This is a genomic window from Amycolatopsis sp. NPDC049868 (assembly GCF_044461365.1).
Classification (GTDB): Bacteria; Actinomycetota; Actinomycetes; order Mycobacteriales; family Pseudonocardiaceae; genus Amycolatopsis.
Genome location: NZ_JBITKV010000002.1, coordinates 312658 through 338811, shown reverse-complemented (window position 1 = coordinate 338811; position 26154 = coordinate 312658). Strand labels below are relative to the sequence as shown.

Sequence of the window (26154 nt, the reverse complement as noted above, 5' to 3'; positions counted from 1 at the left end):
GCGGGCATGGACCTGACCGCCGCCACACGCCCCCTTTCGTCCGCCGTTTCCGCCGCCGCCCGGCTGCTGTCGGCCCGTTCCGGCCTGCTCCTGCGCGCCGGGAAGGAAGGGCTGACCGTCGGCGGCAACGACAGCGAGCGAGCGGTCCGCCTGACCGGCGAGGCCATGGTCCACACCGATGGTGAGGTCCTCGTCCCCGCCGGGCCGCTCGCGGAGACTCTGCGCATGCTCGACGACGATCTGGTGCGCCTGGTCGTCGAGGGTTCGCGGCTGGCCGTGCGGGTGGAGGGCGGGCGCTACGCGCTGCCGTTGCTGAGCCGCGAGCTGAACCTCCCGGACATGCCGCCGAAGGTGTCCGAAGTGGACGGTCACGCGCTCGTGACCGCGTTGCGCACGGTCGCGGGCACGGCGGCGAAGGACGACGCGCTGCCGATGTTCACCGGCGTCCGCGTGCAGAGCTTCAGCCGCGAGCTGCGGCTGACGGCGTCCGACCGGTACCGGATGGCGGTGGCCACCCTGCCGCTGCGCTCCGAAGGCGAGCCGATCGACGCACTGGTCCCGGCGGGCCTGCTCGCCGAGACGGCGAAGCAGGCGCGCGGCACCGTCGGCCTGCACGGCGACGGGACCCGGTTCGGGCTGAGCTGGGCCGGTGTCGCCGTCACCACCGCCGTGCTCGACGCGGGATTCCTGTCGGAGAAGCTGATCGAGTCGTCCACTGTGGACACGACGGTCGAGGTCGCCGCCGACGCGCTGGCCGCCGCCGTACGGCGCGTGGGCGTCTACGCGGACGATCGCCGAGTGCTGACGCTGGAGGTCGGCGACTCGCACCTACGGCTGGCCAGTGCCAAGCAGAACACCGGGGAAGCCGAGGAGACGTTGAAGGCCGAGGTGTCCGGCGGCCGGACGTCGCCCTCGTTCCAGGCGCGCTACTTGCTGGATGCGCTGCAGGGTTTCGCCGGGGAACGGGTGCGGCTCGACATCCAGCCCGGGATGCGGGCCTGCGTCATCCGCGCGGTGGAGCCGGGCGATGTGGAGCTGACTTACTACGTGATGCCGATGCTGCCGCGCTGACGCCTGCCGGCCTCCTGCGCGTCTCCCGCACCCGAACGCTATGAACGGTCCGTTCCTTGCAAATTTTGCAAGGAACGGACCGTTCATAGCGCGCGTAGGCGAGTCAGGCGGCAGAGGCGGCCTTCACCGCGGCCTCGATCTCGCCGAACGAAGGGTTCACCATCGCCTTCGAGCCCACGAAGACCGTCGGCACGACCTCGTTCCCGTTCGCCACCGAACGCACGCGGGCGGCGGCGTCCGGGTCCTCCCAGATGTTGACCCGCTTCACCTTGAAGCCGCTCTTCGACAACGGCCGCTCCAGCGCGGCGCAGAACCCGCATCCGGGGCGCCAGTAGAACTCGACCTCGACGTCACTCATTCGCCGTCCTCCGACCTCAGGTAGTCCAACTGCGCCCGCACGCTCCATTCGGCGGGCGCCCACAGAGCCTTGTCGACGTCGGCGTAGACGACCTCGACCACCTGTCGTGGGGTGGCGTCCGCGCCGAGCGTCTCCAGTGCCGAACGCACCTGGTCGAGCCGTTCTTCCCGATGTGCCAGGTATTCGCTCGCGGTCGCGGCGAGATCGGGCAGTTCCGGGCCGTGTCCCGGCAGGCCGACGGTGCCGCTGGGCAGCCCGATGAGCTTCCGCAGCGAGCGCAGGTAGTCGCCGAGATCGTGCAGCACGGTGGTGCCGCGGCCGAGGATGGTGTCACCGGTCAGGATCTGGCCGTCGGACACCAGGCAGATCGAGTCGCCGGTGTGCCCCGGCGTGTGCAGCACCGACAGCCGGACGCCGCCCGCCTCGATCACCTCACCGTCCACAAGGGACTTCCCCTCGACGCAGAGCGACTCGTCGAAGGCCCGCACCGGGGCGCCGACGCGCTCGGCGAACCAGGGCGCGCCCTCGGCGTGATCGGGGTGATGGTGGGTGAGCACGATCAGCTCGACGGCACCGGTCTCCGCCAGCAGCGTCAGATGCTCGATGTCCTCGTGACCGGGGTCGACGACCACGGATCCGGACGCGCCGGGACCGCGCAACACCCAGGAATTGGTGCCCTCCAGCGTCATCGACGAAGGATTGTGCTCAAGCAGCACGGAAGCCGTGGACGTGATCCGGCGCAGCACGCCGTACGCGGGGGCGCTCACGCCGGGTCCAGGATGACGCGGACCTTGTCGCCGTCGCGCACCAGCGTCGGCATGATCTTCGAGATCTCGCGTTCGGCGGCCTGCGCCGCGGCCGACGAGGCGAACTCACCTAGTTCCGCGAGCGTGATCCAGGTCGGTGGCATGAGCATGCGGCGGCCTTCCTTGGCATCGGCGATGGCCTCTTCGGGCCGCTGCCAACCGGAGCTGACGGCCTCGGAGGTGGCGCCGTCCGCCTGCTGTCCCTCAGGCAGCACGGCGACGAAGAAGCAGGTGTCGTAGCGGCGCGGTTCCTGCGGCGGGGTGACCCAGTTCGCCCACGGGCGCAAGAGATCCGCACGCAAGGTCAGGCCGTTCGCTTCGAGGAACGCGGCGAGCGAGAGTTCACGGGAGACCAGCTTTTCGCGGGCGTCGTGATACGGCGTCGTGTCGGTGACGACCGTGTCCCCGGTGCTCGCGAGGAGCACGCCCGACTCCTCGAAGGTCTCCCGCACGGCCGCGCACACCAGGGCGCGGGCCAGCGCTTCGTCACAGCCGAAGCGTTCCGCCCACCAGGCGGGCTCCGGGCCTGCCCAGCTCACGGAGGCGTCGACATCGCGGGAATCCACACCGCCGCCGGGGAAGACGGTCATCCCGCCCGCGAACGGCATGCCCTTCACCCGGTGCTGGAGGAAGACCTCGACGCCATCGGCGCCGTCGCGGAGGAGGATCACGGTCGCCGCGTCCTTGGGCGTCACCGGCTCGCCGCCGGCGTTGGCGCGGGTGCCCACCCCGGCCCCCACCGGGATGTCGAATGTCAGTTCTTCAGCCACACCCGCAACCTAACATCGCGTTTCGTCCTCTGGTTGCGATCGTTGCGCGTGCAACTACCGCATTCAGAGGACGAAACGCGTGGGGTTCGCTAGGACCAGCTCGAACCACTGCTGCGCGAAGCGCCGTTCAGCCGGATCTTCGCCGCTTCGGCGCGCTCCCGTTCGGCGAGCTCGGCGTGCAGCTCGCGCAGGAGCGCGCGGTCGCGCTCGCTCAGGCTGGGGTCGTCGAGGTCGAGAGCGGGCAGCTCGACGACCTCGTGCATGCTCGGCTTGCCCGTGGCGATCTCGCGGCCCTTTTCGGGGTCCTCCTTGAGCGCCTGGCGCAGCTGCGCCACCTCGGCCGGGGTCAGGTCGGCCGTGCGCTCGGCACGGGTCTCCGCCCTCGACTTACGCGGCGGTGCCGGCTCCGGCGAAGACGACGGCGTCGCCGCGGGCGCCTGCTGCACGATCGGCACCACCGGCGCGATCGGCTCGACCGGTTCGTGGCTCGCGCTGCTCACCGGCCGCAGCCCGTGCCTGCTCGGCTGCTCCTTGACCGGCTCGGGAGCCGGGGCGGGAGCGGGCGGCGGAGTCACCGGCTCGGACCGAAAGTCACTGGAGTGGGTACTCCCGGTGACCCAGACAGGACTCGCGGCCGAAGACGCGGCCTGGTGGTACGCGGACCGTGCGACGCCGGGGCCCGCGACCTCGACGACCGAACGGATACCCGCGCGGCGAAGCGCGGTGTCCACGCGGAACGCGACCGCGGGCGGGTTGCCCTCGGGTCCGATCTCGACCAGGACCACCCGCTGCGGCAGCGCGCCGGGCACACTGCCCGCCGGCGTGTTCCGCCACACCGCGTGCACCGACCGGACGTCCGGCAGCACCTGCAGGGTGCGGTCGAGCGCCTCGGCGAGGCCGAATTCGGGCTGGTTCTCACCGGTGAACCGGTGGGTGAGCACCGGCTCGTCCTCCTCGACGACCAGCAGGTCGTTCGCCAGGGTGGCGTCGGACCGGCTCATCTCGAGGACGAGCGCGAGTTCACGCTGTTCGGAGGAGCTCACCGGGATCTTCCCCGCGATCAGGGTGCCGGTGGTGAGCTCCACCGCTTCGTCGATGTGCGCACGCGCGATCAGCTCACGCGCTTCGGTCAAAGCACTGTCGTCGATACGACCCGCCAGGGCCAGTAACAGGTTGTGCAGGCGCAGGGGCACCGAGAACCCGTCCATGGGCGGGCCGTCGTGGACCTCCACCATTGCTCTGCTCCCTCCCGGCTCGCCTGGTGGAGCGAGCGTTAAGCGGCGACCAGCCGACTTCCGGTGTCCACCGCGCCCACACAGACGAGCTCGGAGTTGGCGAGCGCGGTGCGGTGATAGCCGGTGAGGTCGATGCTCGGCGGGAGAACCTCGACGCCGGGCTCCTCGTCACCCAGCACGCGCAGGACCCGCTGCAGTTCGCCGGTCAGCCTGGGCAGCCCGTTCAGCGCCGTGACCAGGAGGACTCGTTTCGCCCCACCCTCGCCGACCACACCAAGGTGTCGCCAGCTTTGCCGCACTTCACCCACATCCGGCCGTCCCCGCAACGTTGCGTGGATCAATACGGACACAGAGTCGACGGAGTTCACCCATTCGGGCGCACTCTGCGTGAATGTGTACCTGGTCTCGGTGACGTCGTCTACCCCCAGGGTGGAACTCACCTGATGCCAGTCGGCTCCGTGAGGGATGAGCCCGGCGACTAGCAGGCGATACTCCGTTTGATCCAGGTCGATCCTGTGCTTAAGCAAAGACCTGGGCAGGGTCCGCGCGAGCGTGCCCATCGCGCCTTCGCCCAGCCAGTCACGGAACCGCCACAAGAGCTGGTCCGGCAGCCGTCCGGCCAGCCGGAGCAGGAGCTCGTGCGAGGACCGTTCGATATCCGGGTCCATCACTTCACCTCCACGATCAGTTCGATCTCGACCGGCGCCCCGATCGGCAGCTCGGCGACGCCGACGGCCGAACGGGCGTGGATACCCGCCTCGCCGAAGATCTCACCCAGCAGCTCGGACGCCCCGTTGATCACCGCGGGCTGGCCGGTGAAGCCCTCCGCGGACGCCACGAACCCGACGACCTTGACCACCCGCACGACGTTGTCGATACCGGCGACCGAGTCGACCGCGGCGAGGGCGTTGAGGATCGACGTCCGCGCGTACTGCTTCGCCTCTTCGGGGCTGACCTCGGCGCCGACCTTGCCGGTCGCTTCGAGCTCACCCTTGACGAAGGGCAGCTGCCCGGCCGTGTAGACGTGCGAACCGGTGCGGACCGCGGGCACGTAGGCCGCCAGCGGGGCGGCGACGGCGGGCAGTTCGATACCGAGCTCGGCGAGTCGATCGCTCCAGGTCATGGCTTCAGTCCCTCAGTTCTTCGCTCGTTTGAGGTAGGCGACGTGCTGCTCGCCGGTCGGGTTCGGGAGCACGGTGACGAGCTCCCAGCCGTCCTCGCCCCACTGGTCGAGGATCTGCTTGGTGGCGTGGATCAACAGGGGGACGGTCGCGTACTCCCACTTGGTGGCGCTCATGCCCGGGAGCGTAGCCAAACCGGCAAGGGCGCCCGACACACATGCGGAAAACCCTCTCGCGGACGGTTCGCCGATTTCCCGCCGATGTGGTTCACTTCACACCTACTCGGGAGTAGATAGGACGCCGACATGCGGACGACGAAGTCCCTCGCCGCCACGTTCCTGGCCGCGACCCTTGCCCTGATCTGCGCATCACCTGCGAACGCCGACGAGGAACTCCCCGTCCCGTGGACGCTCGCCGCGGCATTGCCCGCGCAAGCGGCGAACCCGGGCGGCCCGCCGCCCGGCGCGAACGATTTCGACTGCCGTCCGAGCGCCGCCCATCCGAATCCGGTGGTGCTCACCCACGGCCTCAGCGCCAACCAGACGGTGAACTGGCAGACGTTCAGCCCGCTTCTGAAGAACCAGGGGTACTGCGTCTTCTCCCTCACCTACGGTGTTCCCGGGGAACCGCTGCCGATCTACCAGCCCGGCGGGCTGCTGCCGATGGAGCAGAGCGCGAAGGAGCTTTCGGCGTTCGTCGACAAGGTTCTCGGCGCGACCGGCGCGTCCAAGGTGGACATCCTCGGGCATTCCGAAGGCACGCTCATGCCTTCTTACTATGTGAAGTTCCTCGGCGGAGCGTCCAAAGTGGACAAGTACGTCAGCCTGACCCCGCTCTGGAACGGAACGACCTTGCTCGGCGCCTCGCAGCTGTACGCGCTCGCCGGCGCGCTGGGACTCGCTGCCGGGTTCAACGGCATCCTCGACCCGCTCTGCGGTTCGTGCCGCCAGTTCCTGCGCGGCTCGGAATTCCTCACGAAACTGCGGTCGGGCAACGGCGTCTTCCAGCCGGGCGTGACCTACACGAACATCATGACCCGCTATGACGAGGCCGTCGTCCCGTACACGAGCGGGATGGGCACGGGGCCGAACGTGAAGAACATCGTGCTGCAGGACGGCTGCCTGCTCGACCTGGCCGAGCACGCCGGGGTCGCCGCCGACCGCAACGCCGCCGGGCACGTCCTCAACGCGCTGGACCCGGCGCACGCGAAGCCGGTCCCCTGCGTCCCGGCGACCCCCATCGGGAGCTGATCGAAGCGCGTGAAGGTCCCCTTCCCTCGGCTGAGCCGAGGGAAGGGGGCCTTCACGCGCGTTCGGCGGCGCTACGGTGGGCCCGTGGAGACCTGGCGCGTGATCGCGACCGTCCTGCTCGCCGTGGCCGGGCTGCCGCTGGTGCTGGTCCTGATGGCGAAGGCACGAGACCGCACGGACAGCTCGGCGACGGTCGCGATCACCGGCGCGGTGGCCTTCGTCGTCCTCCTGCTGCTCGGTGTGGTGATGCTCACGGTGCTGCCCGGAGCTTTGACCTGGAGTCTTCTGGGACTGGTCATGGCCGCGCTCGGCGTCATGATGCTGGCGAGCTGATCGCTCAATTAGGGTGGACCGGTGAGCACACCCCTTGCCGGCTGGACCGACGAACTCGCGAGAGCCAGGCTGCATTTCGTCACCGGTAAGGGCGGGACGGGCAAGACCACGCTCGCCGCCTCGCTGGGCCTCGCGCTCGCCAAGGGCGGGCGCCGAGTGCTGCTGATCGAGGTCGAAGGCCGCCAGGGCATCGCCCAGCTCTTCGACACCGAGCCCCTCCCGTACGCGGAGCAGCGCATCGCGGCCGTCCCCGGCGGCGGCGAACTGCGCGCCCTGCACATCGACGTCGAGGCCGCGCTGCTCGAATACTTCGAGATGTTCTACAACCTCGGCTTCGCCGGGCGGACGCTGCGGCGGATGGGCGCGATCGAGTTCGCGACCACGCTCGCGCCGGGTCTGCGCGATGTCCTGCTCACCGGGAAGATCAAGGAATGCGTCGGCCGCACCGAATCGGACGGCCGCCACACCTACGACGCCGTCGTCGTCGACTCGCCGCCCACCGGCCGGGTCGTGAAGTTCCTCGACGTCACCAAGGCCCTGACCGATCTCGCCAAGACCGGCCCGATCCGGGGCCAGGCCGACGGTGTCGTGCGGCTGCTGCACTCCGGTGAGACCGCGGTCCACCTGGTGACGCTGCTGGAGGAGATGCCGGTGCGGGAGACCGTCGAGGCGGTCGCCGAACTCGACGGCGCCGACCTGCGTCCCGGCGCCGTGCTGGTCAACCGGGTACGCCCGCCGCGGCTGCCCGCCCGCTCGGTGACCGCCGCCGCGGACGGCCGCGTCGACGCCTCGCGCGTCCGCGCCGGGCTCGCGTCGGCCGGGCTCGACCTGCCGGAAAGCACTCTCGACGCGCTCGTCGAAGAGACCGTCGAGCACGCCGTGCGGGTCGCGGCGGAGCAGCGTGCCCGCGAGCAACTGTCCGAAGCGGACTTGCCGGGCCTCGAACTGCCCGATCTGACCGACGGGGTCGACGTCGCGGCGCTCTACGACCTCGCCGAAGCGCTGACCGAGCAGGGGGTGCGCTGATGTCGGACGTCTTGGAGATCGACAAGCTGATCGACGATCCGGAAAGCCGGGTCATCGTGTGCTGCGGTTCCGGCGGGGTCGGCAAGACGACCACCGCGGCGGCGCTCGCGTTGCGCGCGGCCGAACGCGGACGCCAGACGGTGGTGCTCACCATCGACCCGGCGCGGCGGCTGGCGCAGGCGCTCGGCCTGCGCGAACTGGGCAATCACCCGAAGCAGGTGCAGGTCGAAGGCTTCGAGCCCAAGGGCGAACTCTGGGCGATGATGCTCGACATGCGCCGCACCTTCGACGGCATGGTGCGCGTGCACGCCGGCCCGGAACGCGCCGAGCAGCTGCTGCAGAATCCCTTCTACCAGACCATTTCCACGTCGTTCTCCGGCACACAGGAGTACATGGCGATGGAGAAGCTGGGGCAGCTCGCGGCCACCGACGAGTGGGATCTGATCATCGTCGACACGCCGCCGAGCCGGTCCGCGTTGGACTTCCTCGATGCGCCGACGCGGCTTTCCAGCGCGCTCGACGGCAGGATGATCCGGCTGCTCACCGGTCCGGCCAAGGCGGGCGGCTGGGGCTTGCGCAAGGTCGTCAACGCCGGGTTCTCGATGTTCGCGAAGGCCGTCTCGACGATCATCGGCGGCCAGCTCCTGACGGACGCTTCGGCGTTCATGCAGGCCTTCGACAGCATGTTCGGCGGGTTCCGTGAACGCGCGCGAAAGACCTCCGAGCTGCTGCGGTCCGGTGGCACTTCTTTTCTCGTCGTGGCCGCGCCGGAGCCGGACGCGCTGCGCGAGGCGTCCTACTTCGTGGAGCGGCTTTCGGAGGAGAGCATGCCGCTCGCGGGGCTGGTCGCGAACCGGACGCATCCGGTGCTCGCCCCGCTGTCCAGCGCCGAAGCCATCGCGGCCGCCGAGCAGCTCGCGAAGGGTGAGACCAGCGCTCCGCTGGCCGAAGCCGTCCTTCGCCTGCACGCGGACCGGGTCGCGCTGGCCGATCGAGAGACGCGGCTGCTCGCCAGGTTCACGCGGGCGCATCCCGAGGTCCCGCTGGTGCGGGTGCCCGCGCTCCCCAGTGACGTGCACGATCTCGCAGGCCTGCGCGACATCGGAACCAGGCTCGCCACCCAGTCCTGAGGCTCCGCGAAGGGCCCCTTCCCTACCTTGGACTCAGGGAAGGGGCCTTTCACGCCAACCTTGATCACGAGACTCGGACGCGCACGTCTTCCTCTTCGTCGATCCCGGTGAAACTGCGCTTCGCCGCTTCAAGCAGGTCCGCCCAGCTGGAAACGTCCGGCCGCCGCCGCAGCAGCGCCCGCCGTTCCCGTTCGGTCATACCTCCCCAGATGCCGAAGTTGATCCGGCCATCGAGCGCTTCGGCGAGGCATTCCGTCCTGACCGGGCAACCGAGGCAGACCGCCTTGGCCCGGTTCTGTTCCGCCCCCCGGACGAACAAGCCATCCGGATCGGTGTCGCGGCACGACGCATTGACTCGCCAGCTCGACTGGTTGGTTTCCATACCCCCAGCTCCCTACCCTGGTGTTCGACACACCACGGGAGGACGAAAAGCCTGCGCTCCTGCCCCCATGAGCGTGTCTCCCTGTGTGCTCACGTCGGTTGAGCCGACACCTCCCCGGTGCCGGTGCCTCCGTTCGGCCGAATGCGACTGCCGCTCGCACTCACCCGTCTGTCGGCTTTTTCATACGTGAGACGTTGACGGACTGTAGGGGCCCTCGGTTCCCCCCGCCAAGCCCTAGAATGCCTGTCGTTACCGGCCGTCACCTCATGGGGTCGATTTCGTAACCGAATCCACACTTACAGCGAGGCGACGTCACGGTGGGCTAACGGCATCCGCGTACCCTGGTCCGCGTGCGCAAAACGGACGGTCTGCTGAAGCTCATTGGCCTTTGTGTGCTCGCGGGGGTGCTGGTCGCGGGGATGTTGTTCCCGGTGGCGGGTGCCGCGGGGGTGCTGTCGAACCAGGCGAGCGAGACCGTCGACAAGACATCTTCGGATCTTGCGGACATCCCGCCGCCGTTGGTGACGACTATCACGGACAACACCGGCAAGCAGATCGCGACGCTGTACAAGCAGTACCGCATCCCGACCACCGAGACCCAGATCAACGACGCCATGAAGTGGGCGCTGATCTCGGTCGAGGACAAGCGCTTCTACGAGCACAACGGGGTGGACTGGAAGGGCACGCTGCGCGCGGCGGTCAGCAACAGCACCGGCGGGGACACGCAGGGCGCGTCGACGCTGACCCAGCAGTACGTCAAGAACTACCTGATCAACGTCGTCTACCGGGACGACAAGCCGGGCCAGAAGCGCGCACAGGAACAGTCGGTCGCCCGGAAGCTGAAGGAAGCCCGGATCGCGATCCAGCTGGAAACCAAGCTGAACAAGATGGAGATCCTGACCGGCTATCTGAACGTCGTCGAGTTCTCGCGCGAGATCTACGGCGTCGGCGCGGCCGCGAACGCGTACTTCAACACACCCGTCGAGAAACTCACGGTGCCGCAGGCGGCGTTGCTGGCCGGTCTGGTGAACAACCCGGCCGTCAACGACCCGTGGAAGAGCCCGGCGAAGGCGACCGAACGCCGGAACCTGGTGCTGGACCGCATGGTCGACAACCAGAAGCTCGCGAAGGTGGACGCGGAACGGTTCAAGGCCGAGCCGCTCGGCGTCGTCGAAGGCGGCCCGCAGAAGCCCGCGTCGAACTGCGTCGGTGCCGGTCCGGAGAACGGTTTCTTCTGCCAGTACGTCGAGGACTATCTCCTCAAGTCGGGGATGACGAAGGACGACCTCTACACCGGCGGCTACCGGATCAAGACCACTTTGGACGAACGGGCGAACCACGAGGCCAAGATGTCGGCCGAAGCCCAGGTCAAGAAGACGCAGGACAACGTCGCGAACACGCTTTCCCTGGTGAAGCCGGGCAAACAGCGGCACGAGGTCGTCGCGCTGGCGGCGAACCGTGACTACGGGCTGCACGAAGACCAGGGACAGACGACGTTCGCGTTGCCTTCCGGCGTCTACAACACCGGCGGTGCCGGCTCGGCGTACAAGGTCTTCACCGCCGCGGCGGCACTGGAAGCCGGCGTGGCCGGGATCAACAGTCCCCTTCCGGTGCCCGACTTCTACACCTCGCATATCTTCGCCGGTGGTGGGAACAAATGCGCCCCGACCGGACCGCCGTTGCGCTCCCGCTGGTACTGCCTGGGCAACGCGGGTGACTACAACCCGGCGGGCGGGCAGATGTCGATGCAGCAGGCGCTGGCGACTTCGCCGAACACGGCGTTCGTCGCCCTCGAAGAGAAGGTCGGGAGCACGGGGCCGATCGTGGAGATGGCGCGCAAACTCGGTATGCGCGACACCATGGCCAGCAACCTCGGCGGTGGCGCCGTTGATCCGAAGTCCGACAATCCCGGTGCCAACACCAGCCAGCTGCAGGCCTTCGGCCCGCGGCCCGGCTGGCCCGGAAACGCGTCGTTCACGCTCGGCCCGGCCCCGCTGAGCGGCCTGGAATTGGCGAACGTCGGCGCCACGATCATGAGCGGTGGCGTCTGGTGCCCGCCGACCCCGCTGGCCGGTGTCACCGACCGGGACGGAAAGCCGGTGACCGTCAAGGAAGCCGCGTGTGAACAGGTGGTGCCCGAAGGGCTCGCCAACACCCTCGCGGTCGGCCTGAGCCGGGACAGCGCGCCCGGTGGCACGTCGGCGGGCGCCGCGAGCGGCGCCAAGTGGAACCGGCCGGTGATGGGCAAGACCGGGACGACGCAGAGCAACGGCTCGGGGACCTATCTCGGCGCCACCCCGCAGCTCGCGGGCGCGGCGATGGTGTTCCGTCCGAAGGGTGGAAACGGCGGTCTCTGCTACCTCGGCCCGGGTAACGTGACCACTCGCGGTTGCGAAAACATGTTCGGCGGGAAGACGCCGGCGCAGACCTGGTTCGGGGCGATGTCGAAGATCCTCGAAGGCCAGGAACCGCTGCCGTTGCCGGCTCCGGACCCGAAGTACATGGGCGGCGGACGCTGATCTTCGGTCCTGCTCCCGTTTACCTTCGCCGGCAGGCAAAGGGGGGTTGATGTGACCGGGGTATTCCTCGTCTACGTTCCCGCGTTCATCGTGTCCATCTACCTCGCCAGCCGGTCATATCCGACGCGGCGAACCAAGCTCTCCGCCCTGTCAGCGCATTTGCTCGCATCGGCCGCCTTGGTGACGGGGCTGACCCTGGCAACGGTCAGCCCCGAGGAACCCGGCATCATCGGACTCTGGTTGGCGATTCTCGGCCCCGGCGCCGCCATCGCGCTGTGCCGCCTCCTTGCCATCCTGTGGCACCGGCTTGCCGGAACTACTGGCGAGCAGGCGGGCACGCCACCGAAGTATGATCCGCAGGGTTGAGAGTTGCATTTACCAGCGCAAATCACGATGAGTCACCTGACTCTAACTTTGAGTGACCGCCTGGCGGCTTAACGGGTAACAGTGGTCGACGGGATCATGTCGGTTGATCGCGACACTCCGCGCCGACCACGGAAAGTGAAGAAAAGAGGCCATTCCAGCGATTTCCCAGCATCGCTGGAATGGGGGCGAACGATCACCACCAGAGAGCACGTAAACTGGACATTGTGAGCACGCTCAGTAACAAAGGTACTTCGGGGGCGACGGTACGGCGCTTGGCCGTGGGAACCGTCGCCCTGGGAGCCGCGACCCTCGGTTACGCGGTCGGAATCGAAAGGCGCCGGTGGACGCTTCGCACCGCGGAGCTCCCGGTCCTCGCGGCAGGGGCGAAGCCCTTCACGATCCTCCACATCTCGGACCTGCACATGCTGCCCGGGCACGTGAGCAAGCAACGCTGGGTAGCGGCGCTCGACGAACTCGAACCGGACCTCGTCGTCAACACCGGTGACAACCTGTCACATCATCAGGCCGTCCCGTCCGTGCTGCGCGCACTCGGCCCCCTGCTCGACCGGCCTGGCGTGTTCATCTTCGGCAGCAACGACTACTACGCGCCGAAACCGAAGAACCCCGCGCGCTACCTCATGCCGAAGGGCAAGAAGAAGCGGATCCACGGCGAGCACCTGCCGTGGCGCGATCTCCGCGCGGCCTTCGTCGAACACGGCTGGAACGACCTCACCCACGTCCGCCGCACCATCGAGGTCGCCGACCAGTACGTGTTCACCGCCGGCGTCGACGACGCCCACCTCCGCCGCGACCGCTACGCCGACATCGCCGGCCCGGTGGACACCGCGGCCGCCGTCCGCATCGGCGTCACGCATTCGCCTGAGCCCCGCGTGCTCGACGAGTTCGCCGGCGACGGCTACGACCTCGTCCTCGCGGGTCACACCCATGGCGGGCAGCTCCGCGTCCCCGGCTACGGCGCGCTGGTCACCAACTGCGAACTCGACCGCACCCGAGCCCGCGGCGCGTCCCGCTGGGGCGCCCAGATGTGGCTCCACGTCTCCGCCGGGCTGGGCACCTCGCCGTACGCCCCGGCCCGCTTCGCCTGCCCGCCCGAGGCGAGCCTGCTGACCCTCGTCCCACGGGGCACGACCAGCGAGAACCACCGGAAAGCAGCCCCCCGCAAAGCCCGAAACACCGTCCGCTAAACTTCTCCTCGACCCGCTAAGAAGTATCCGGGGTGTGGCGCAGCTTGGTAGCGTGCCTCGTTCGGGTCGAGGAGGTCGTGGGTTCGAATCCCGCCACCCCGACGTTGGATCGAAAGGGCCTTGCTCGCTTTTCGCGAGCAAGGCCCTTTCGCGTTGCAGCTCCCCCACGACACGCGCCCCGGGCAGCCCCCGCCACTCCCAGGGGGGCGACCCCGGCTCCAGCGTATCGCCGAGGGGCGGCGGGACTGGGCGAAGACGGGGCCGGCGGGGTCAGTAGTCCACAACGGCGGGTGGCTGTGGACAACCGAGGGGGCAAGCAAAGGCTGAGGGTTCCCAATGCCTCATTTGAGACGCTGAGTGTCTCCAATGAGGCATTGGGGACACTCAACGTCGCCAGAGCCGAAAGAGCGCTCAGCGGGTCGCGAGCAGTTCGGTCCAGCACTGCGCGAAATCCCCATCCCCCGAGCGCGCCCACGACCAGGCCGAGCGGGCGGCCGAGGCGAGCTGGTCGCGATCCGGGGTCGTCGCGGTTTCCAGCGCCGTCACCAGGCGCGCCTCCACGGACGTCGCCAGCGCCCGGTACGTCGTGTCCGTGCGGTAGCGGGTTTTCGTTCGTACGTCGGTGAAACCGGCGGCCGTGACCGCGGCGGGCAGCGAGCGTCCGGCGAACGGGTCGCCGCCCGCACGGCGCCACAGTAGATAGTGGCCGCGAAGGGCGGCGTCGACATTCGCCGTCTTCGGCCGCAGCCGCGCCCGGCTCCAGTCCGATGTGGACAGTGCGAGGGTGCCGCCTGGCCTGAGGACGCGCCGGAACTCCGCCAGCGCGGCGCCCGGTTCTCTCAGGTGCTCGAAAACGGCGTGCGCGAAGAGCACGTCCACGGAGTCCTCGGCGAACGGCAGCGCGCACGCCTCCGCCACCAAGAAGTCCACTGTGGACTTTCTGTGCCCGCTGTCGATACCCAGGGTGATCGAACCCGGACCGCAGCCGACGTCGACGCACCCCATCCCCGGCCCGAACAGCGGTTGCGCGAACACGGCCCGTTCGACCGCCTGACGCGCGGACCGCGCGCGCGGCGCGTTTCCCTCCAGCACCCCGCACACAGTACGGCTCTCCAGTGGCAGGATCGAGGGGTGAGCACGCAGCCAGGCACTGAATATCCGTCCGCGGCGGTCCCGGACCGCCTGTTCGACGACTCCGAAGCCGAGACCAGGTGGCGGGCCCGCTTCCACGCGCCGCGCATCTCGGTCCCCGAATGGGCCATCGACGCCCCGGACGCGAACGTCTACGTCTCCAACGCCAGCGGCGTCTGGGAGGTCTACTCCTGGGACCGGTCGACCGGTGAGCACCGCCGCGTCACCGACCGGCCCAACGGCACCATGCACGCGACCCCGTCCCCCGACGGCCGCTGGATCTGGTGGTTCGACGACACCGACGGCGACGAATTCGGTTCCTGGGTCCGCGAACCGTTCGCACCTGGCGCCGCCGCCGAGCGCGCGGTGCCGGGCGTCCACGACGGCTACCCCGCCGGGCTGGAGATCGGCACCCGGGTGATCGCCGTCGGCGTCTCGACCGACGACGGCAGCGAACTCTTCGCCCGCATCGACGGCGAGACCACCAGCTTCTACAAGCACGAAGACGACGCCGGGATCGCCTCGCTGTCGCGCGACGAGTCACTGCTCGCGATCTCCCACTCCGAACACGGTGATTCGCGCCACCCCGCGCTGCGCGTCCTGTCGACCGACGGCTTCACGACGATCGCCGACAAATGGGACGGCGAGGGCAAAGGCCTCGGCGCGCTCGAGTACTCGCCGGTCGCCGGCGATCAGCGATTGCTCGTGCTGCACGAGCGGCGCGGTCGCGAAGAGCTCCTGATCTGGGACACCGCCGCGGACACCGAGCAGGAGATCGAGCTCGATCTGCCCGGCGAGGTGGTCGCGGGCTGGTATCCCGACGCGCGGGCACTGCTGGTCGTCCACTTCCACCAAGGCCGCAGTTCCCTGCACCGGTACGACCTCGCGAGCGGCGAGCTGTCCTCTTTGGACACACCGCCGGGCCGGATCGGCGGCGCGGGCGTGCGGCCCGACGGCACCGTCGAGTACTCGTGGTCCAGTGCCGCGCAACCGACGGCGGTACGCGCGCGGACAGCGGGCGGCGAAGACTCCGTGCTCCTCGAACCGCCGGGCGAGCGTGCCCCGGAGTCCGCACCGGTCACCGACGCGTTCGTCGACGGGATCGGCGGGCGGATCCACGCACTGGTCTCGCGTCCCGCCGACGCGCCGGAAGGCCCGCTTCCGACGATCTTCTCCTTGCACGGTGGGCCACACTCGGCCGACGAGGACCGCTTCTCCGCGTACCGCGCCGTCTGGCTCGACGCCGGTTTCGCCGTCGTCGAGGTCAACTACCGCGGCTCGACCGGTTACGGCTCGGCCTGGCGCGACGCCATCGAAGGCCGCCCTGGCCTGACCGAGCTCGAAGACGTCGCCGCCGTGCACGACTGGGCCGTCCAAAGTGGACTGGCGGATCCGGCCAAATGCGTGGTGAACGGCGCTTCGTGGGGTGGCTACCTGAGCCTGCTGGCCCTGGGCACCCAGCCCGCGCGCTGGGCGGCGGGGATCGCCGGGGTACCGGTGGCGGACTACGTCGCCGCGTACGAGGACGAGATGGAGCAGCTCCGGTCGTTCGACAGGGCGCTGTTCGGTGGTTCACCGGAGACGGTGCCGGCGGTGTACCGGGAATGCTCGCCGATCACCTACGTCGAGGCCGTGAAGGCGCCGGTGCTGGTGCTCGCCGGGGACAACGACCCGCGCTGCCCGATCCGGCAGGTCGAGAACTACCTCGACAGGCTCGCGAAACGGGAGATCCCGTTCGAGTTCTATCGGTTCGACGCGGGCCACGGGTCGCTGGTGATCGCCGAGACGATCAAGCAGACCGCGATCGAGGTGTTCTTCGCGCTGCGGGCGGTCGGACTTCGCTGACCCCGGCGAGGGGGTCAGCGCTCGGAGAGGAGGGTCCCGCCGGACGCCCAGTGTTCGGCGGGAATCTCGTTGATGGTCACCCAGACGCCTTCGGGGTTGCCGCCGCAGGTGCGGACGAAGGCGTCGGTCACCTCCCGCACGAGGGCCTGCTTCTGCTCGGCCGTGCGGCCGGGGAACATCGAAACACTGATCATCGGCATGGCCGGAACTCTAGAGCCCGCGATCGTGCTTCCGGAGCCTGTCCACCGCGTAGGCGTCGCCTTCGAAGGTGATGCGGGCCGCGTCACGGCCGAAGACGAACAGCAGCAGCTCGATCGGCGCGCCGATCACGGTCACCGTGTCGGGGCCTTCCTTGACCCGTGCTTCGCGGCCTTCGGGGGTCTTCAGGATCACGCCGACCGGTGATTTCCGCAGGTTCAGCTTCGAGGCCTGCTTCGCCGACTTCCACGCCGCCGCGTCCCGCGCGGAGTCCGCCGGACGCGGTTCCCAGCCGGGCTGTCCCCGGCGGACGTCCTCGTGGTGGATCAGGAACTCCGCGCTGTTCGTCAGCTCGTCGAGCGCGCCGATCGACGTCGGCCAGTACCAGGCGGGGCCGGACCGGACCTTGCCGACGACCTCGGACCACGGCCGGGCGGCGTAGGAGTCCTGCACACGTTGCGTGTACGAAGCGAGCGCGGGCACCAGGATGCCGGGCGCCGCGTCGGGCCGCCGCTCGCGGACCAGCAGATGCGCCGCGAGATCCCGCGTCTTCCAGCCTGTGCACAGGGTCGGCGCGTCCGGGCCGACCTCTTCGAAAAGCTCGCTCAACGCACGACGTTCGTCTCCGGCGACTCCCATAGCCCCCGACGTTACGCGCCGGTAGGGCCCGGGGAAATCCGGCGTGACGCAGGGCACCCGGCTCAGTGATGGAACGCGGTCCGCCGTCGCGGGCCGTGATCGAGCTCGGGCAGCAGGCGCCGGAGGTCGGCGAGCAGCAGATCGGCGAGGTCGTGGGTGAAACCGTTGCGCACCACGATCCTCAGCACCGCGAGATCGGTCCGGTTCTCCGGGAAGGTGTACGCCGGGACGAGCCAGCCTCGCTCGCGAAGCCGCCGCGACACGTCGAAGACGTCGAAGCCCTCGACGTCCGCCTTCGTCGTGAAGGCGAACACGGGCAGCTGATCGCCGCGCGTCAGCAGTTCGAACGGGCCCAGCTGAGCGATCCCGTCCGCCAGCTGGGTCGCCACGTCACGCGAAGCCTGTTGCACGGCACGGAAACCTTCGCGGCCGAGCCGGACGAACGTGTAGTACTGCGCGGCCACCTCGGCTCCGGGACGGGAGAAGTTCAACGCGAAAGTCGGCATGTCGCCACCGAGGTAGTTGACGTTGAAGACGAGCTCCGCCGGCAACGCCTCCTTGTCGCGCCACAGCACCCAGCCGACGCCGGGATAGACGAGCCCGTACTTGTGCCCGGAGGTGTTGATCGACGCCACCCTCGGCAGGCGGAAGTCCCAGCTCAGCCCGGGATCGAGGAAGGGCGCGATCATCGCGCCCGAAGCACCGTCGACGTGCACCGGGATGTCCCAGCCGGACCGTTCCTGCAGGCCGTCGAGCGCGGCGGCGATCTCGGCGACCGGCTCGTAGCTGCCGTCGAAAGTGGACCCGAGGATCGCGACGACGCCGATCGTGTTCTCGTCGCAGCGGGCGATCGCCTCGTCGGCGGTGAGGTGGAAGCGGTCGCCGTCCATCGGCACCAGCCGCGGCTCGACCTCCCAGTACTCGCAGAACTTCTCCCAGCAGACCTGGACGTTCGCGCCCATCACCAGATTCGGCTTCCCGGGACGGCCCAGTTTCGACCAGCGGCGTTTCAACGCCATGCCGGCGAGCATGCACGCTTCCGACGAACCGGTGGTGGAGCAGCCCATGATCGCGGTGGGATCGGGCGCGTGCCACAGATCGGCGAGGATGTTCACGCAGCGCCGCTCGAGTTCCGCGGTCTGCGGGTACTCGTCCTTGTCGATCATGTTCTTGTCGACGCATTCGGCCATCAGCTCGCGGGCCTGCGGCTCCATCCACGTGGTGACGAACGTGGCGAGGTTGAGCCGGGCGTTGCCGTCGAGCATCAGCTCGTCGCGCACCAGCTGGAGCGCGGTGTCGGGCGGGAGCGGGTCTTCGGCGAGGCTGTCGTGCGGGAGACGGATGTTCTCGGCGAGCGCGGGAAACGCGCCGGCGTACAGCGGATTGGCCCCGTTCTTGCGCTCCGGATCGGACGCGGTTCCCTTGTGCAGCACCATGGACCGAACGTAGCCCGGCGAACGGCCGGTGGCACCTTGATCGCCCTCGGCCGTGCAATGAACGGGCCGTTCCTTGCAAATTTCGCAAGGAACGGCCCGTTCATGGCGTTCGGGACCGGCGGGGTCAGGCCTGCTGCGCCTGCCACATCCAGTGCGCCTTTTCGAGCTCCTGGGTGATCTCGATGAGGAGGTCCTGGGTGACCAGGTCACTCTTGTCGGTCTCGTCGATGCGCTTGCGCAGCCGTTCGATCAGCGCCGCGAGGATGTCGACGATGGCGGCCACCGTGGACTCGACGGACTGCCAGTTGTCGGGGTAGTCCGGCAGGCCGGAGCTCTCCACGACGGCCTTCGCCTGGCCGTTCGGCGAGACACCGATGGCGTTGGCGCGCTCGGCGACCTCGTCGACGTACTGGCGCGCGGTGGCGACCAGCTCGTCGAGCTGCAGGTGCGCGCTGCGGAAGTTCGCGCCGACGACGTTCCAGTGGGCCTGCTTCGCGATCAGCGACAGGTCCACCAGATCGACCAGCGTGGCCTGCAAGGCGTTACCGGTGATCTCCTTGTCGGCTTCGCTCAACGGACTCTGGATCGGAGACTTGCCCATTTTCGGTCTTCCTTTCAGAAATAGCCGGTTCGGGAGTGGACCTGTCGCGTGCGGGATCAGACCGACGCGGACAGTGCGACCTCGATGTTGCCGCGGGTCGCGTTCGAGTACGGGCACACCTGGTGTGCCTGCTCGACGAGCTGATCGGCCTGCGCCTGCGCCAAGCCGGGCAGCGAAACCTTGAGCGCCACACCGAGACCGAAACCCACGTCCTGCTTGAGCACGCTGACCTCGGCGGTGACGGTGGAGCCGTCCAGCTTCACCTTCGCCTGGCGCGCGACGAGCTGCAGCGCGGAGTGGAAACAGGCGGAATAGCCGGCGGCGAAGAGCTGCTCGGGGTTCGTCTTGTCCCCGCCGGGCCCGCCCATCTCCTTCGGGATCGCCAGCGACTCGTCGATGACGCCGTCGGAGGACGTGACCTCACCGTTGCGGCCGTCGCCGCGAGCGGTGGCCACAGCGGTGTACAGAGCCTCAGCCATTCTTCGCCTACCTTCTTGGTCTCAAGACACGCCCCATTGAGCGTCTCTTCGGTGTCAACGTCCCGCAACCGCGAAACCTTGCCACCCCATGGCAGGCATCACGTCCGGGAATTACCCGGACGATGACCGGAACAAACGGCTAGTGACCGGCGCGACTCAGCGCGAACTCGGCGACCTGGCTGCCGATCAGGCGGAGCGTGCGGACGCTCTTCTCGTCCGAGGCGCCGCCTGCTTCGTCGAATTTGGTCTCCGCGGTGTTGATCGAACCACCCAAAGGGGTGGCCCAGCCGCGCAGCGCGTGCGTGATCGTGCGCAGCTGCTCCAGTGTGGTGACCGCAGCCTGCCAGCCGTAGGCGACGGCGGCGAGACCGACCGCGCGGCCGTCGAGATACGGGCGGGCGTCGTCGCGCAGGTCTTCGACGTAGTCCAGGGCGTTCTTGACCAGACCGGACAGCGCACCGTGGTAGCCGGGCGAGACGACGATGATCCCGTCGGCGCGGCGGATCGCTTCGACCAGCCGGATGGCGCGCTCGTGCCGCTCCGAGGGCGTGGTGTCGTAGAACGGCAACACCAGTTCGGGTCCGGAGATCAGCTCCGTGGTGACTCCGGATTCGGCCGCCCCGCCGAGCGCGATGCGCAGCGCGCGCTCGGATTGCGAACCCTCCCGAAGAGAGCCGCCGATACCGAGGACATGCACCGAGTTCGTCGAAGTCACGCTTTCGAGGCTAACCCCTCTACTTAAGTGGAGGACCAGGATCTGGAACGGAGGCCTGCGTCACACCCGTTCGCCGCAACGGCCCCGTTCCCGCTGGACGGCATACCTACTCGAAAGTAACCTGGCGGGAAGCCCCCAGGAGGAAGCATGGCGATACCGCTCCAGATCCGTGCCGAGGCCGCCTTGTCGCAGCTGGCGTTCTGGCTCCCGAGGCCGGTCAGACGGGCCATCGCCGGGCCGCCGCTACGCCTGGACGGACAGGAACTGGCGTTGGACGCCCAGCTCCTGCTCCGCCTGCAGAAACTGGCGAAGGCGTCGCTGGTGCGGGGAAGCGTCGAAGAGTCGCGCAGCATGCTCCTGGACGGCAGGCATCTGGTGAGCGGGCCGACGATCGAGCCGGTCGCCACCAGGGAACTGCTCATCCCCACGGGTGACGGCGACGTGCCGGCCACGCTCTACACACCGGCCGGGCTGCCGGACCCGTCCGGGCTGCTCGTGTTCTTCCACGGCGGGGGCTGGGTGGTCGGCAGCCGCGTCTCCCACGACAACAGCGTCCGCTACCTGGCGAAACAGGCGGGCGTGCGGGTTCTTTCGGTGGAGTACCGGCTCGCGCCGGAGACACGCTTCCCCGGCGCCACCGAAGACGCGATCGCGGCGTTCGAGTACGCCTTCGCGAAGGCGCGCGACTTGGGCGCCGATCCGGCGCGCATCGCCGTCGGCGGTGACAGCGCGGGCGGGAACCTCGCGGCGGTGACGGCGCAGCAGGCGGTGAAACGCGGCGGCGGGATCCCAGCGTTCCAGCTGCTGTTCTATCCGGCGACCGATTTCACCGTGCGCCGCCGCTCCCGGGAATTGTTCGCGGAGGACCTGTTCCTCACCGATTCGGATATGACCTGGTTCGAAGGACATTACGTGCCGAAGGGCACCGATCTGTACAACCCGAAACTCTCCCCGTTGCACGGCGACGTCTCCGGATTACCGCCCGCCTATATCGCGACGGCCGGATTCGACCCGTTGCGCGACGAGGGCGAGGCTTACGCGGAGAAATTGCGGAAGGCCGGGGTTCCGGTGGCGCTCAGCCGCCAGCCGGACCTGATCCACGGATACCTCAACTTCCTCGGTGTGGGGCGGCGGTTCCGCGAGGCGACGGCCGAGGCGGCGGGAGCGCTGCGAGTGGGCCTCGCGCCCCAGTGACGGCCAGAGCCCGGGTGGGGAGAAATGTCCCCACCCGGGCCCCGGCCCCCATTTCGTGGCCCGCCGCCCTGCACGGCGGAACCGGACGACTCCCTCGGTCTTCTAGGGCGTGGGGAGCGGCACAGGCGGTACCGGCAGCGGCGGGACAGGGAGCCCGCCGAGCAGACCGCTGAGAATGCCGGTCACGGCCGTGAGCAGGGCTTTCACCAGGTCGCTGACGATCTTCAGCGGTCCGGGAAGGTCCGGGAGCGACGGCACCGGCACCGGCAGCGGCGGCAGCTGACGTGCCTTGGCGGTCGGGTCGGCCAGCAGCCTGCTGGACTCGACGGAGCGGCCTTGGGCCAGGTCGCCGAGTTTCTGTGTTTCGGTCTGGATCTGGTAGCGCTTGCCCGCGGCGATGTCACCGAGGACGGGGCTCAGCTTGTCCAAGTCCGCCCGCGTCTTGGCGACGTCACCGGCGTAGGCCACCTTGGTGAGGCCGTCTCGCATCTGCAGCACCTGCGCGGCAAGCGCCTGCGTGTTCGACGAACCCTTTCCACCATCGGTACCAGCAGTCGCGGCGCCGGCCGAGGCCACCGCCAACAGACTGCCGGTGGCGACCACGGCAATCATCCGGGCAATGTTGCCTTTCATTCCTTACCTCCTGGCCTCTGGGACCTGACGAGGTAAATCGATACCCGCCGTATCGGCCGAACACCACCCGATCACCGGTTGGAGACGATTTCTAACCCTTACGTGCCGGATTCATTCCCGGGTAAGACCCCCGCAATTGATTAACGTCGAAATCTTGTGCTTCCCCCTGAAGATCATCCTTTTCCCGCCGATTTATGACCACCTGTGACCGGTCGACACCGTAGTACGGCTCGTTCACCCACACCGGTGTAAACGGTGATCGTTTAGCTTCATCACTCCGTCGGACAGGCGTGTCGCACTGCTCCAGTCGGGGTGTCCCCCACGCACGCCACGCCCACTTCTGGTTTCACATGCGAGTGGGGACATGGGAACGCCCCCGGTGTGCGTACCGGGGGCGTTCCGTGGTGGGAGCAGCCTCTCGAAGAGAGGTCCTTCTACTCGCGGAAGGCGTCCGCGACCTTGTCGCCGAGGTCTTTGTCGACGTTCCGCCAGTACTCGAAAACGCGCTCCAGCACCGGCCGGGAGACGTCGTTCGAAGCGTGGCCGATGATGTTGTCCGCGAGCCGCTCACGCTGCGCGTCGTCCATCACATCGCGGACGAGCGTGCCCGGCTGGCCGAAGTCGTCGTCCTCAGCGTGGAGCTTGTACGCCGACCGGATGACCTCGTCCTCGACGCCGTAGCCCGAAGCGGTCTCGGCGGCGATTTCCGCGCTCGCGTGCGGGCCGCCGTAGGAGTTCGGCGCGTACACGGGGTCGCCGGGGTTGTGGTAGCGCATCGCACCGTCGCGTGAGTAGCTGTTCACCGGGGACTTCGGCGCGTTGACCGGCAGCTGCGTGTAGTTCGCGCCGATCCGGTAGCGATGCGCGTCCGGGTACGCGAACAGGCGGCCCTGCAGCATCTTGTCCGGTGACGGGCCGATCCCCGGCACCAGGTTGGACGGCTCGAACGCGGCCTGTTCGATCTCCGCGAAGTAGTTCGCCGGATTGCGGTCGAGCACCCAGCGGCCGACCTTGATCAGCGGGTAGTCGCCCTTCGGCCACACCTTGGTCAGGTCGAACGGGTTGAAGCGGTAGTCCGCGGCCTCGGCGTAGGGCATCACCTGGACGTACAGGGTCCAACTGGGGTGGTTGCCCTGCTTGATGTTCTTGAACAGGTCGCGGATGTAGTAGTCGGAGTCCTCGCCCGCGATGCGGTCCGCGTCGGCCTGCGGCAGGTAGCCGACCCCCTGGTCGGTCTTGAAGTGGTACTTGACCCAGAACTTCTCGCCGCCGGCGTTCTCCCACAGGTAGGTGTGCGAGCCGAAGCCGTCCATCTCCCGCCAGTTCGACGGGATGCCGCGGTCGCCCATCAGCCAGGTGACCTGGTGCGCGGACTCGGGCCGCAGCGTCCAGAAGTCCCACTGGATGTCGTGGTCGCGCAGGTGGTTGTCGGCGCGGCGCTTCTGCGAGTGGATGAAGTCGGGGAACTTGATCGGGTCGCGGATGAAGAACACCGGAGTGTTGTTGCCGACGAGGTCGTAGTTGCCCTCGGAGGTGTAGAACTTCACCGCGAAGCCGCGCGGGTCGCGCCACGTGTCGGGCGAGCCGTTCTCGCCGGCGACCGACGAGAAGCGGACCAGGCTCTCGGTGCGCACGCCGGGCTGGAACAGCGCGGCCTTCGTGAACTGACTGACGTCCTCGGTGACCTCCAGGAAGCCGTGCGCGCCACCGCCCTTGGCATGGACGACGCGCTCCGGCACGCGTTCACGGTTGAACTGGGCGTTCTTCTCGATCAGGTAGTGGTCCTGGAGCAGGATCGGGCCGTTGGCGCCTACCGTCAGGGAGTCGTTGTCGCTCGCGACGGGGATGCCCACGTTGTTCGTGGTCGGCAGGGTCACGCCGGTGCCTCCTGGTTCGTGGTGGTGAGCGGTCAGTCACCACCACCCTCCCGCCTAATCTGGAATCAGTCAAGAAAACACCCCGGACCGGGTGACCCGGGCCTCGCGAAAAAAACTTGCACGTGCGTACCAAGTTACGTTCTCATCGGACGTATGGCCCTCGCTCCGTATCGTCGCGTGTTAGCCGTGCCCGGAGTTCCCAGCTCGATGCTGCTGATGTTCCTGGCCCGGCTCCCGATGACGGCCATGGGCGTGACGATGACGCTGTACGTGGTCAACGACCTCGGCCGCGGTTACGGCGCGGCCGGGCTGATCGGCGCCGCCACCACGCTCGGCAGCGCGATCGGGGCACCGCTCGTCGGCCGGTACGTCGACCGCTACGGGCTGCGGCCGGTGGTCGCGGTCTGCGGACTGGCGTCGTCGGCGTTCTGGATCAGCGCGCCGCATCTGCCGTATCAGGTGCTGCTCGCGGTCGCGCTCCCCGCGGGTGTGCTGTCGGTGCCCGCCGGGACGCTCGCGCGGCTGGTGCTCACCGCGCTCGTACCGCTGGAGCAGCGGCGAGCGGCCTACTCGCTGGACACGATCCTGGTGGAGGCGTCGTTCATGATCGGGCCGTCGGCCGGGATCATGGCGATCACGCAACTGCCCGCGGTCTACGCGCTCACCGGTATCGGGGTCTGCTTCGCGCTTTCGGCGACGTTGATCTACCGGCAGAACCCGCCGATCCGCGCCGAGGCCGACGCCGAGGCGCTCACCGGGGAGCGGCCGTCCGTGCGGAGCTGGCTCACCGGACGGCTCGTGATGGCGATGTTCATCGCCGCGGGTGCGCTGTTCTGCCTGGTCGGCATGGAACTCGCCGCCTTGGCGACGCTGCGCGCGAGCGGCGACATCGCCTGGTCGGGCCTGCTGATCACGCTGATGTGCGTCGCGTCCGTGCTCGGCGGGGCGATCCACGGCGCGGTCCGGCGGTCGCTTTCGCAGGGCACGCTGATGGTGCTGCTCGCGGTGCTGACCCTGCCGGTCGGGCTGATCGACCACCCGTGGTGGCTGCTGGCGATCGTGCTCTTCCCGAGCAACGTGCTGTGCGCGCCGACGCTCGCGGCCAGCACGGAGACGGTCAGCGCGGCGGCGCCGCCGCGGGTGCGCGGTGAGGCGATGGGCCTGCTGGACGCGGCCAGCCGGATCGGGCTGGCGATCGGGAGCCCGATCATCGGGTTCGTGATCGACCGTTCGAGCCCCGGCTGGGGGTTCGCGGCCTCGGCGCTGGGCGCGCTGGCGATCGCTTCGGCCGGTCTGTTCTGGCGCCGGTCCCGGACGCCCGCCCAGGTGCCCGCGCTCACTTCCTCCTGACGCGTTTCGTCCTCTGAACGCGGCCGTTCGTATCGCCGACTACCGCATTCAGAGGACGAAACGCGAGAGGGAGCTAGGCGCAGACCTTGCGGAGGGCTTCGAGCCGGTCGAGGTTGCGCTTGGTCCAGTCCGCGATCTTGCCCGCGTCCTGGATGTTCTCCTTCTGCACCTGCAGGTACGAGTCGGCCATGCCGGTCAGCGCGCCCGCGATGTTCTGCTCGCCGACGCTGTTCGCCAGCTCACGCAGGCGCTTCTCCTTGTCGGCGGCCCGCTCCTTGATCGTCGCCGGGTCCGGATTGAGGTCGGCGAGGCTGAGCGCCTCGGCGCAGGCGCCGACCTTCGTCGCGGCCTTGTTCGTCTGATCGACGGCGTTCGTGACCTCGCTGCAGCCCGCCAGCGCGACTCCGGCGGCCGCCAGTAGCGCCGCGATTCCCAACCTCTTCATGAAGACCACAGTAGCGAGAAACGGGGGTGGCATGTCGGG

29 protein-coding genes and 1 tRNA gene are annotated in these 26154 nt (G+C 68.7%); 12 read left to right on the top strand and 18 right to left on the bottom strand.

Translation table 11 applies throughout. The annotated features are described in order from the left end of the window. The first annotated feature begins 6 nt into the window (after positions 1–6). A complete protein-coding gene (dnaN, locus tag ACIBTM_RS09735; protein WP_395876093.1) occupies positions 7–1071 on the top strand; it encodes a DNA polymerase III subunit beta in 1065 nt (354 codons plus the stop codon). 103 nt (positions 1072–1174) lie between these two features. On the opposite strand, the gene ACIBTM_RS09730 is transcribed toward dnaN, so the two are convergent. From ACIBTM_RS09730 to ACIBTM_RS09700, 7 genes are all read right to left on the bottom strand, one after another. Beyond that, complete coding sequence (locus ACIBTM_RS09730; protein ID WP_395876092.1) at positions 1175–1429, bottom strand: glutaredoxin family protein; 255 nt, start codon at positions 1427–1429, stop codon at positions 1175–1177. Beyond that, positions 1426–2196: an MBL fold metallo-hydrolase gene (locus tag ACIBTM_RS09725; protein ID WP_395876091.1), complete on the bottom strand. Its 771-nt coding sequence runs from the start codon at positions 2194–2196 to the stop codon at positions 1426–1428. The genes ACIBTM_RS09730 and ACIBTM_RS09725 overlap by 4 nt, the downstream gene beginning before the upstream one ends. After that, positions 2193–3005, bottom strand: coding sequence for an NUDIX hydrolase (locus tag ACIBTM_RS09720; protein WP_395876090.1), 813 nt, complete (start codon positions 3003–3005; stop codon positions 2193–2195). Before ACIBTM_RS09720 ends, ACIBTM_RS09725 begins: the two co-directional genes overlap by 4 nt. 89 nt (positions 3006–3094) lie before the next feature. Further along, on the bottom strand, positions 3095–4240 hold the full coding sequence (locus ACIBTM_RS09715; protein WP_395876089.1) for a hypothetical protein: 1146 nt from the start codon (positions 4238–4240) through the stop codon (positions 3095–3097). Between the two features lie 38 nt (positions 4241–4278). Beyond that, a complete protein-coding gene (locus ACIBTM_RS09710; protein ID WP_125679756.1) occupies positions 4279–4908 on the bottom strand; it encodes a hypothetical protein in 630 nt (209 codons plus the stop codon). Then, positions 4908–5363 (bottom strand): RidA family protein, encoded by a 456-nt coding sequence (locus ACIBTM_RS09705; protein ID WP_016337888.1) that lies wholly within the window; start codon positions 5361–5363, stop codon positions 4908–4910. Before ACIBTM_RS09705 ends, ACIBTM_RS09710 begins: the two co-directional genes overlap by 1 nt. Positions 5364–5375: 12 nt before the next feature. Further along, positions 5376–5537, bottom strand: a complete 162-nt coding sequence (locus tag ACIBTM_RS09700; RefSeq protein ID WP_005166970.1) for a DUF4177 domain-containing protein — start codon at positions 5535–5537, stop codon at positions 5376–5378. Between the two features lie 129 nt (positions 5538–5666). Here ACIBTM_RS09700 and ACIBTM_RS09695 point away from each other — a divergent pair, with 129 nt between their 5' ends. The 4 genes from ACIBTM_RS09695 (at position 5667) to ACIBTM_RS09680 (ending at position 9100) form a co-directional block, all read left to right on the top strand. Continuing rightward, a complete protein-coding gene (locus ACIBTM_RS09695) occupies positions 5667–6611 on the top strand; it encodes an esterase/lipase family protein (RefSeq protein WP_395876088.1) in 945 nt (314 codons plus the stop codon). Between the two features lie 84 nt (positions 6612–6695). Continuing rightward, complete coding sequence (locus ACIBTM_RS09690; RefSeq protein ID WP_395876087.1) at positions 6696–6944, top strand: hypothetical protein; 249 nt, start codon at positions 6696–6698, stop codon at positions 6942–6944. A gap of 21 nt (positions 6945–6965) precedes the next feature. After that, a complete protein-coding gene (locus ACIBTM_RS09685) occupies positions 6966–7970 on the top strand; it encodes an ArsA-related P-loop ATPase (protein ID WP_016337892.1) in 1005 nt (334 codons plus the stop codon). After that, positions 7970–9100, top strand: coding sequence for an ArsA family ATPase (locus ACIBTM_RS09680; RefSeq protein WP_395876086.1), 1131 nt, complete (start codon positions 7970–7972; stop codon positions 9098–9100). Before ACIBTM_RS09685 ends, ACIBTM_RS09680 begins: the two co-directional genes overlap by 1 nt. A gap of 64 nt (positions 9101–9164) precedes the next feature. Here ACIBTM_RS09680 and ACIBTM_RS09675 read toward each other — a convergent pair whose 3' ends face one another. Beyond that, entirely contained in the window at positions 9165–9482 is a 318-nt protein-coding gene (locus tag ACIBTM_RS09675) for a WhiB family transcriptional regulator (protein ID WP_005166974.1), read from the bottom strand. A 350-nt stretch (positions 9483–9832) separates the two neighbouring features. Here ACIBTM_RS09675 and ACIBTM_RS09670 point away from each other — a divergent pair, with 350 nt between their 5' ends. The 4 genes from ACIBTM_RS09670 to ACIBTM_RS09655 all read left to right on the top strand — a co-directional run bounded on the left by ACIBTM_RS09670 (position 9833) and on the right by ACIBTM_RS09655 (position 13674). After that, the gene (locus tag ACIBTM_RS09670) at positions 9833–12001 is read left to right on the top strand and encodes a transglycosylase domain-containing protein (RefSeq protein WP_395876085.1); all 2169 of its coding nucleotides are present in this window, start codon (positions 9833–9835) and stop codon (positions 11999–12001) included. Between the two features lie 51 nt (positions 12002–12052). Then, positions 12053–12367 carry a hypothetical protein gene (locus ACIBTM_RS09665; protein ID WP_395876084.1) on the top strand — a complete coding sequence of 105 codons (315 nt, stop codon included), beginning with the start codon at positions 12053–12055 and terminating at the stop codon, positions 12365–12367. A gap of 278 nt (positions 12368–12645) precedes the next feature. Next, on the top strand, positions 12646–13572 hold the full coding sequence (locus ACIBTM_RS09660) for a metallophosphoesterase (protein ID WP_395876776.1): 927 nt from the start codon (positions 12646–12648) through the stop codon (positions 13570–13572). Positions 13573–13600: 28 nt separating this feature from the next. Beyond that, positions 13601–13674, top strand: a tRNA-Pro gene (locus tag ACIBTM_RS09655). 309 nt (positions 13675–13983) lie between these two features. Here the strand turns inward: ACIBTM_RS09655 and ACIBTM_RS09650 are convergent. Then, positions 13984–14664, bottom strand: a complete 681-nt coding sequence (locus ACIBTM_RS09650) for a methyltransferase domain-containing protein (protein WP_395876083.1) — start codon at positions 14662–14664, stop codon at positions 13984–13986. Positions 14665–14703: 39 nt separating this feature from the next. On the opposite strand from ACIBTM_RS09650, the gene ACIBTM_RS09645 reads away from it, so the two are divergent. Further along, positions 14704–16548, top strand: coding sequence for a prolyl oligopeptidase family serine peptidase (locus ACIBTM_RS09645; RefSeq protein WP_395876082.1), 1845 nt, complete (start codon positions 14704–14706; stop codon positions 16546–16548). 14 nt (positions 16549–16562) lie between these two features. Here the strand turns inward: ACIBTM_RS09645 and ACIBTM_RS09640 are convergent, their stop codons facing one another. The 6 genes from ACIBTM_RS09640 to ACIBTM_RS09615 all read right to left on the bottom strand — a co-directional run bounded on the left by ACIBTM_RS09640 (position 16563) and on the right by ACIBTM_RS09615 (position 20616). Then, positions 16563–16748 (bottom strand): 2-hydroxymuconate tautomerase, encoded by a 186-nt coding sequence (locus ACIBTM_RS09640; RefSeq protein WP_395876081.1) that lies wholly within the window; start codon positions 16746–16748, stop codon positions 16563–16565. A 10-nt stretch (positions 16749–16758) separates the two neighbouring features. Continuing rightward, on the bottom strand, positions 16759–17385 hold the full coding sequence (locus tag ACIBTM_RS09635; protein ID WP_038521096.1) for a TIGR03085 family metal-binding protein: 627 nt from the start codon (positions 17383–17385) through the stop codon (positions 16759–16761). A 62-nt stretch (positions 17386–17447) separates the two neighbouring features. Then, positions 17448–18821, bottom strand: a complete 1374-nt coding sequence (locus ACIBTM_RS09630; protein ID WP_395876080.1) for a glutamate decarboxylase — start codon at positions 18819–18821, stop codon at positions 17448–17450. Between the two features lie 124 nt (positions 18822–18945). Continuing rightward, positions 18946–19422 carry a Dps family protein gene (locus ACIBTM_RS09625; protein WP_395876079.1) on the bottom strand — a complete coding sequence of 159 codons (477 nt, stop codon included), beginning with the start codon at positions 19420–19422 and terminating at the stop codon, positions 18946–18948. Between the two features lie 56 nt (positions 19423–19478). After that, the gene (locus ACIBTM_RS09620) at positions 19479–19901 is read right to left on the bottom strand and encodes an organic hydroperoxide resistance protein (RefSeq protein ID WP_395876078.1); all 423 of its coding nucleotides are present in this window, start codon (positions 19899–19901) and stop codon (positions 19479–19481) included. A 139-nt stretch (positions 19902–20040) separates the two neighbouring features. Continuing rightward, positions 20041–20616, bottom strand: a complete 576-nt coding sequence (locus ACIBTM_RS09615; RefSeq protein ID WP_395876077.1) for an NADPH-dependent FMN reductase — start codon at positions 20614–20616, stop codon at positions 20041–20043. 147 nt (positions 20617–20763) lie between these two features. On the opposite strand from ACIBTM_RS09615, the gene ACIBTM_RS09610 reads away from it, so the two are divergent. Further along, complete coding sequence (locus ACIBTM_RS09610) at positions 20764–21810, top strand: alpha/beta hydrolase (protein WP_395876076.1); 1047 nt, start codon at positions 20764–20766, stop codon at positions 21808–21810. Between the two features lie 102 nt (positions 21811–21912). On the opposite strand, the gene ACIBTM_RS09605 is transcribed toward ACIBTM_RS09610, so the two are convergent. Beyond that, positions 21913–22443, bottom strand: a complete 531-nt coding sequence (locus ACIBTM_RS09605; protein WP_395876075.1) for a hypothetical protein — start codon at positions 22441–22443, stop codon at positions 21913–21915. Positions 22444–22877: 434 nt separating this feature from the next. Next, positions 22878–24320 carry a catalase gene (locus tag ACIBTM_RS09600; protein ID WP_395876074.1) on the bottom strand — a complete coding sequence of 481 codons (1443 nt, stop codon included), beginning with the start codon at positions 24318–24320 and terminating at the stop codon, positions 22878–22880. Positions 24321–24527: 207 nt separating this feature from the next. On the opposite strand from ACIBTM_RS09600, the gene ACIBTM_RS09595 reads away from it, so the two are divergent. Then, the gene (locus tag ACIBTM_RS09595) at positions 24528–25670 is read left to right on the top strand and encodes an MFS transporter (protein ID WP_395876775.1); all 1143 of its coding nucleotides are present in this window, start codon (positions 24528–24530) and stop codon (positions 25668–25670) included. Between the two features lie 73 nt (positions 25671–25743). Here the strand turns inward: ACIBTM_RS09595 and ACIBTM_RS09590 are convergent, their stop codons facing one another. After that, a complete protein-coding gene (locus tag ACIBTM_RS09590; protein ID WP_395876073.1) occupies positions 25744–26115 on the bottom strand; it encodes a hypothetical protein in 372 nt (123 codons plus the stop codon). Positions 26116–26154 lie beyond the last annotated feature (39 nt).

What these genes read in the sequence shown, in the direction of transcription:
- dnaN (WP_395876093.1), top strand. Translation starts at nt 7, where the DNA reads ATGGACCTGACCGCCGCCACACGCCCCCTTTCGTCCGCCGTTTCCGCC.
- ACIBTM_RS09730 (WP_395876092.1), bottom strand. Translation starts at nt 1,429, where the DNA reads ATGAGTGACGTCGAGGTCGAGTTCTACTGGCGCCCCGGATGCGGGTTC.
- ACIBTM_RS09715 (WP_395876089.1), bottom strand. Translation starts at nt 4,240, where the DNA reads ATGGTGGAGGTCCACGACGGCCCGCCCATGGACGGGTTCTCGGTGCCC.
- ACIBTM_RS09710 (WP_125679756.1), bottom strand. Translation starts at nt 4,908, where the DNA reads ATGGACCCGGATATCGAACGGTCCTCGCACGAGCTCCTGCTCCGGCTG.
- ACIBTM_RS09705 (WP_016337888.1), bottom strand. Translation starts at nt 5,363, where the DNA reads ATGACCTGGAGCGATCGACTCGCCGAGCTCGGTATCGAACTGCCCGCC.
- ACIBTM_RS09700 (WP_005166970.1), bottom strand. Translation starts at nt 5,537, where the DNA reads ATGAGCGCCACCAAGTGGGAGTACGCGACCGTCCCCCTGTTGATCCAC.
- ACIBTM_RS09695 (WP_395876088.1), top strand. Translation starts at nt 5,667, where the DNA reads ATGCGGACGACGAAGTCCCTCGCCGCCACGTTCCTGGCCGCGACCCTT.
- ACIBTM_RS09680 (WP_395876086.1), top strand. Translation starts at nt 7,970, where the DNA reads ATGTCGGACGTCTTGGAGATCGACAAGCTGATCGACGATCCGGAAAGC.
- ACIBTM_RS09675 (WP_005166974.1), bottom strand. Translation starts at nt 9,482, where the DNA reads ATGGAAACCAACCAGTCGAGCTGGCGAGTCAATGCGTCGTGCCGCGAC.
- ACIBTM_RS09640 (WP_395876081.1), bottom strand. Translation starts at nt 16,748, where the DNA reads ATGCCGATGATCAGTGTTTCGATGTTCCCCGGCCGCACGGCCGAGCAG.
- ACIBTM_RS09635 (WP_038521096.1), bottom strand. Translation starts at nt 17,385, where the DNA reads ATGGGAGTCGCCGGAGACGAACGTCGTGCGTTGAGCGAGCTTTTCGAA.
- ACIBTM_RS09630 (WP_395876080.1), bottom strand. Translation starts at nt 18,821, where the DNA reads ATGGTGCTGCACAAGGGAACCGCGTCCGATCCGGAGCGCAAGAACGGG.
- ACIBTM_RS09625 (WP_395876079.1), bottom strand. Translation starts at nt 19,422, where the DNA reads ATGGGCAAGTCTCCGATCCAGAGTCCGTTGAGCGAAGCCGACAAGGAG.
- ACIBTM_RS09620 (WP_395876078.1), bottom strand. Translation starts at nt 19,901, where the DNA reads ATGGCTGAGGCTCTGTACACCGCTGTGGCCACCGCTCGCGGCGACGGC.
- ACIBTM_RS09610 (WP_395876076.1), top strand. Translation starts at nt 20,764, where the DNA reads ATGGCGATACCGCTCCAGATCCGTGCCGAGGCCGCCTTGTCGCAGCTG.
- ACIBTM_RS09605 (WP_395876075.1), bottom strand. Translation starts at nt 22,443, where the DNA reads ATGAAAGGCAACATTGCCCGGATGATTGCCGTGGTCGCCACCGGCAGT.
- ACIBTM_RS09595 (WP_395876775.1), top strand. Translation starts at nt 24,528, where the DNA reads ATGCTGCTGATGTTCCTGGCCCGGCTCCCGATGACGGCCATGGGCGTG.
- ACIBTM_RS09590 (WP_395876073.1), bottom strand. Translation starts at nt 26,115, where the DNA reads ATGAAGAGGTTGGGAATCGCGGCGCTACTGGCGGCCGCCGGAGTCGCG.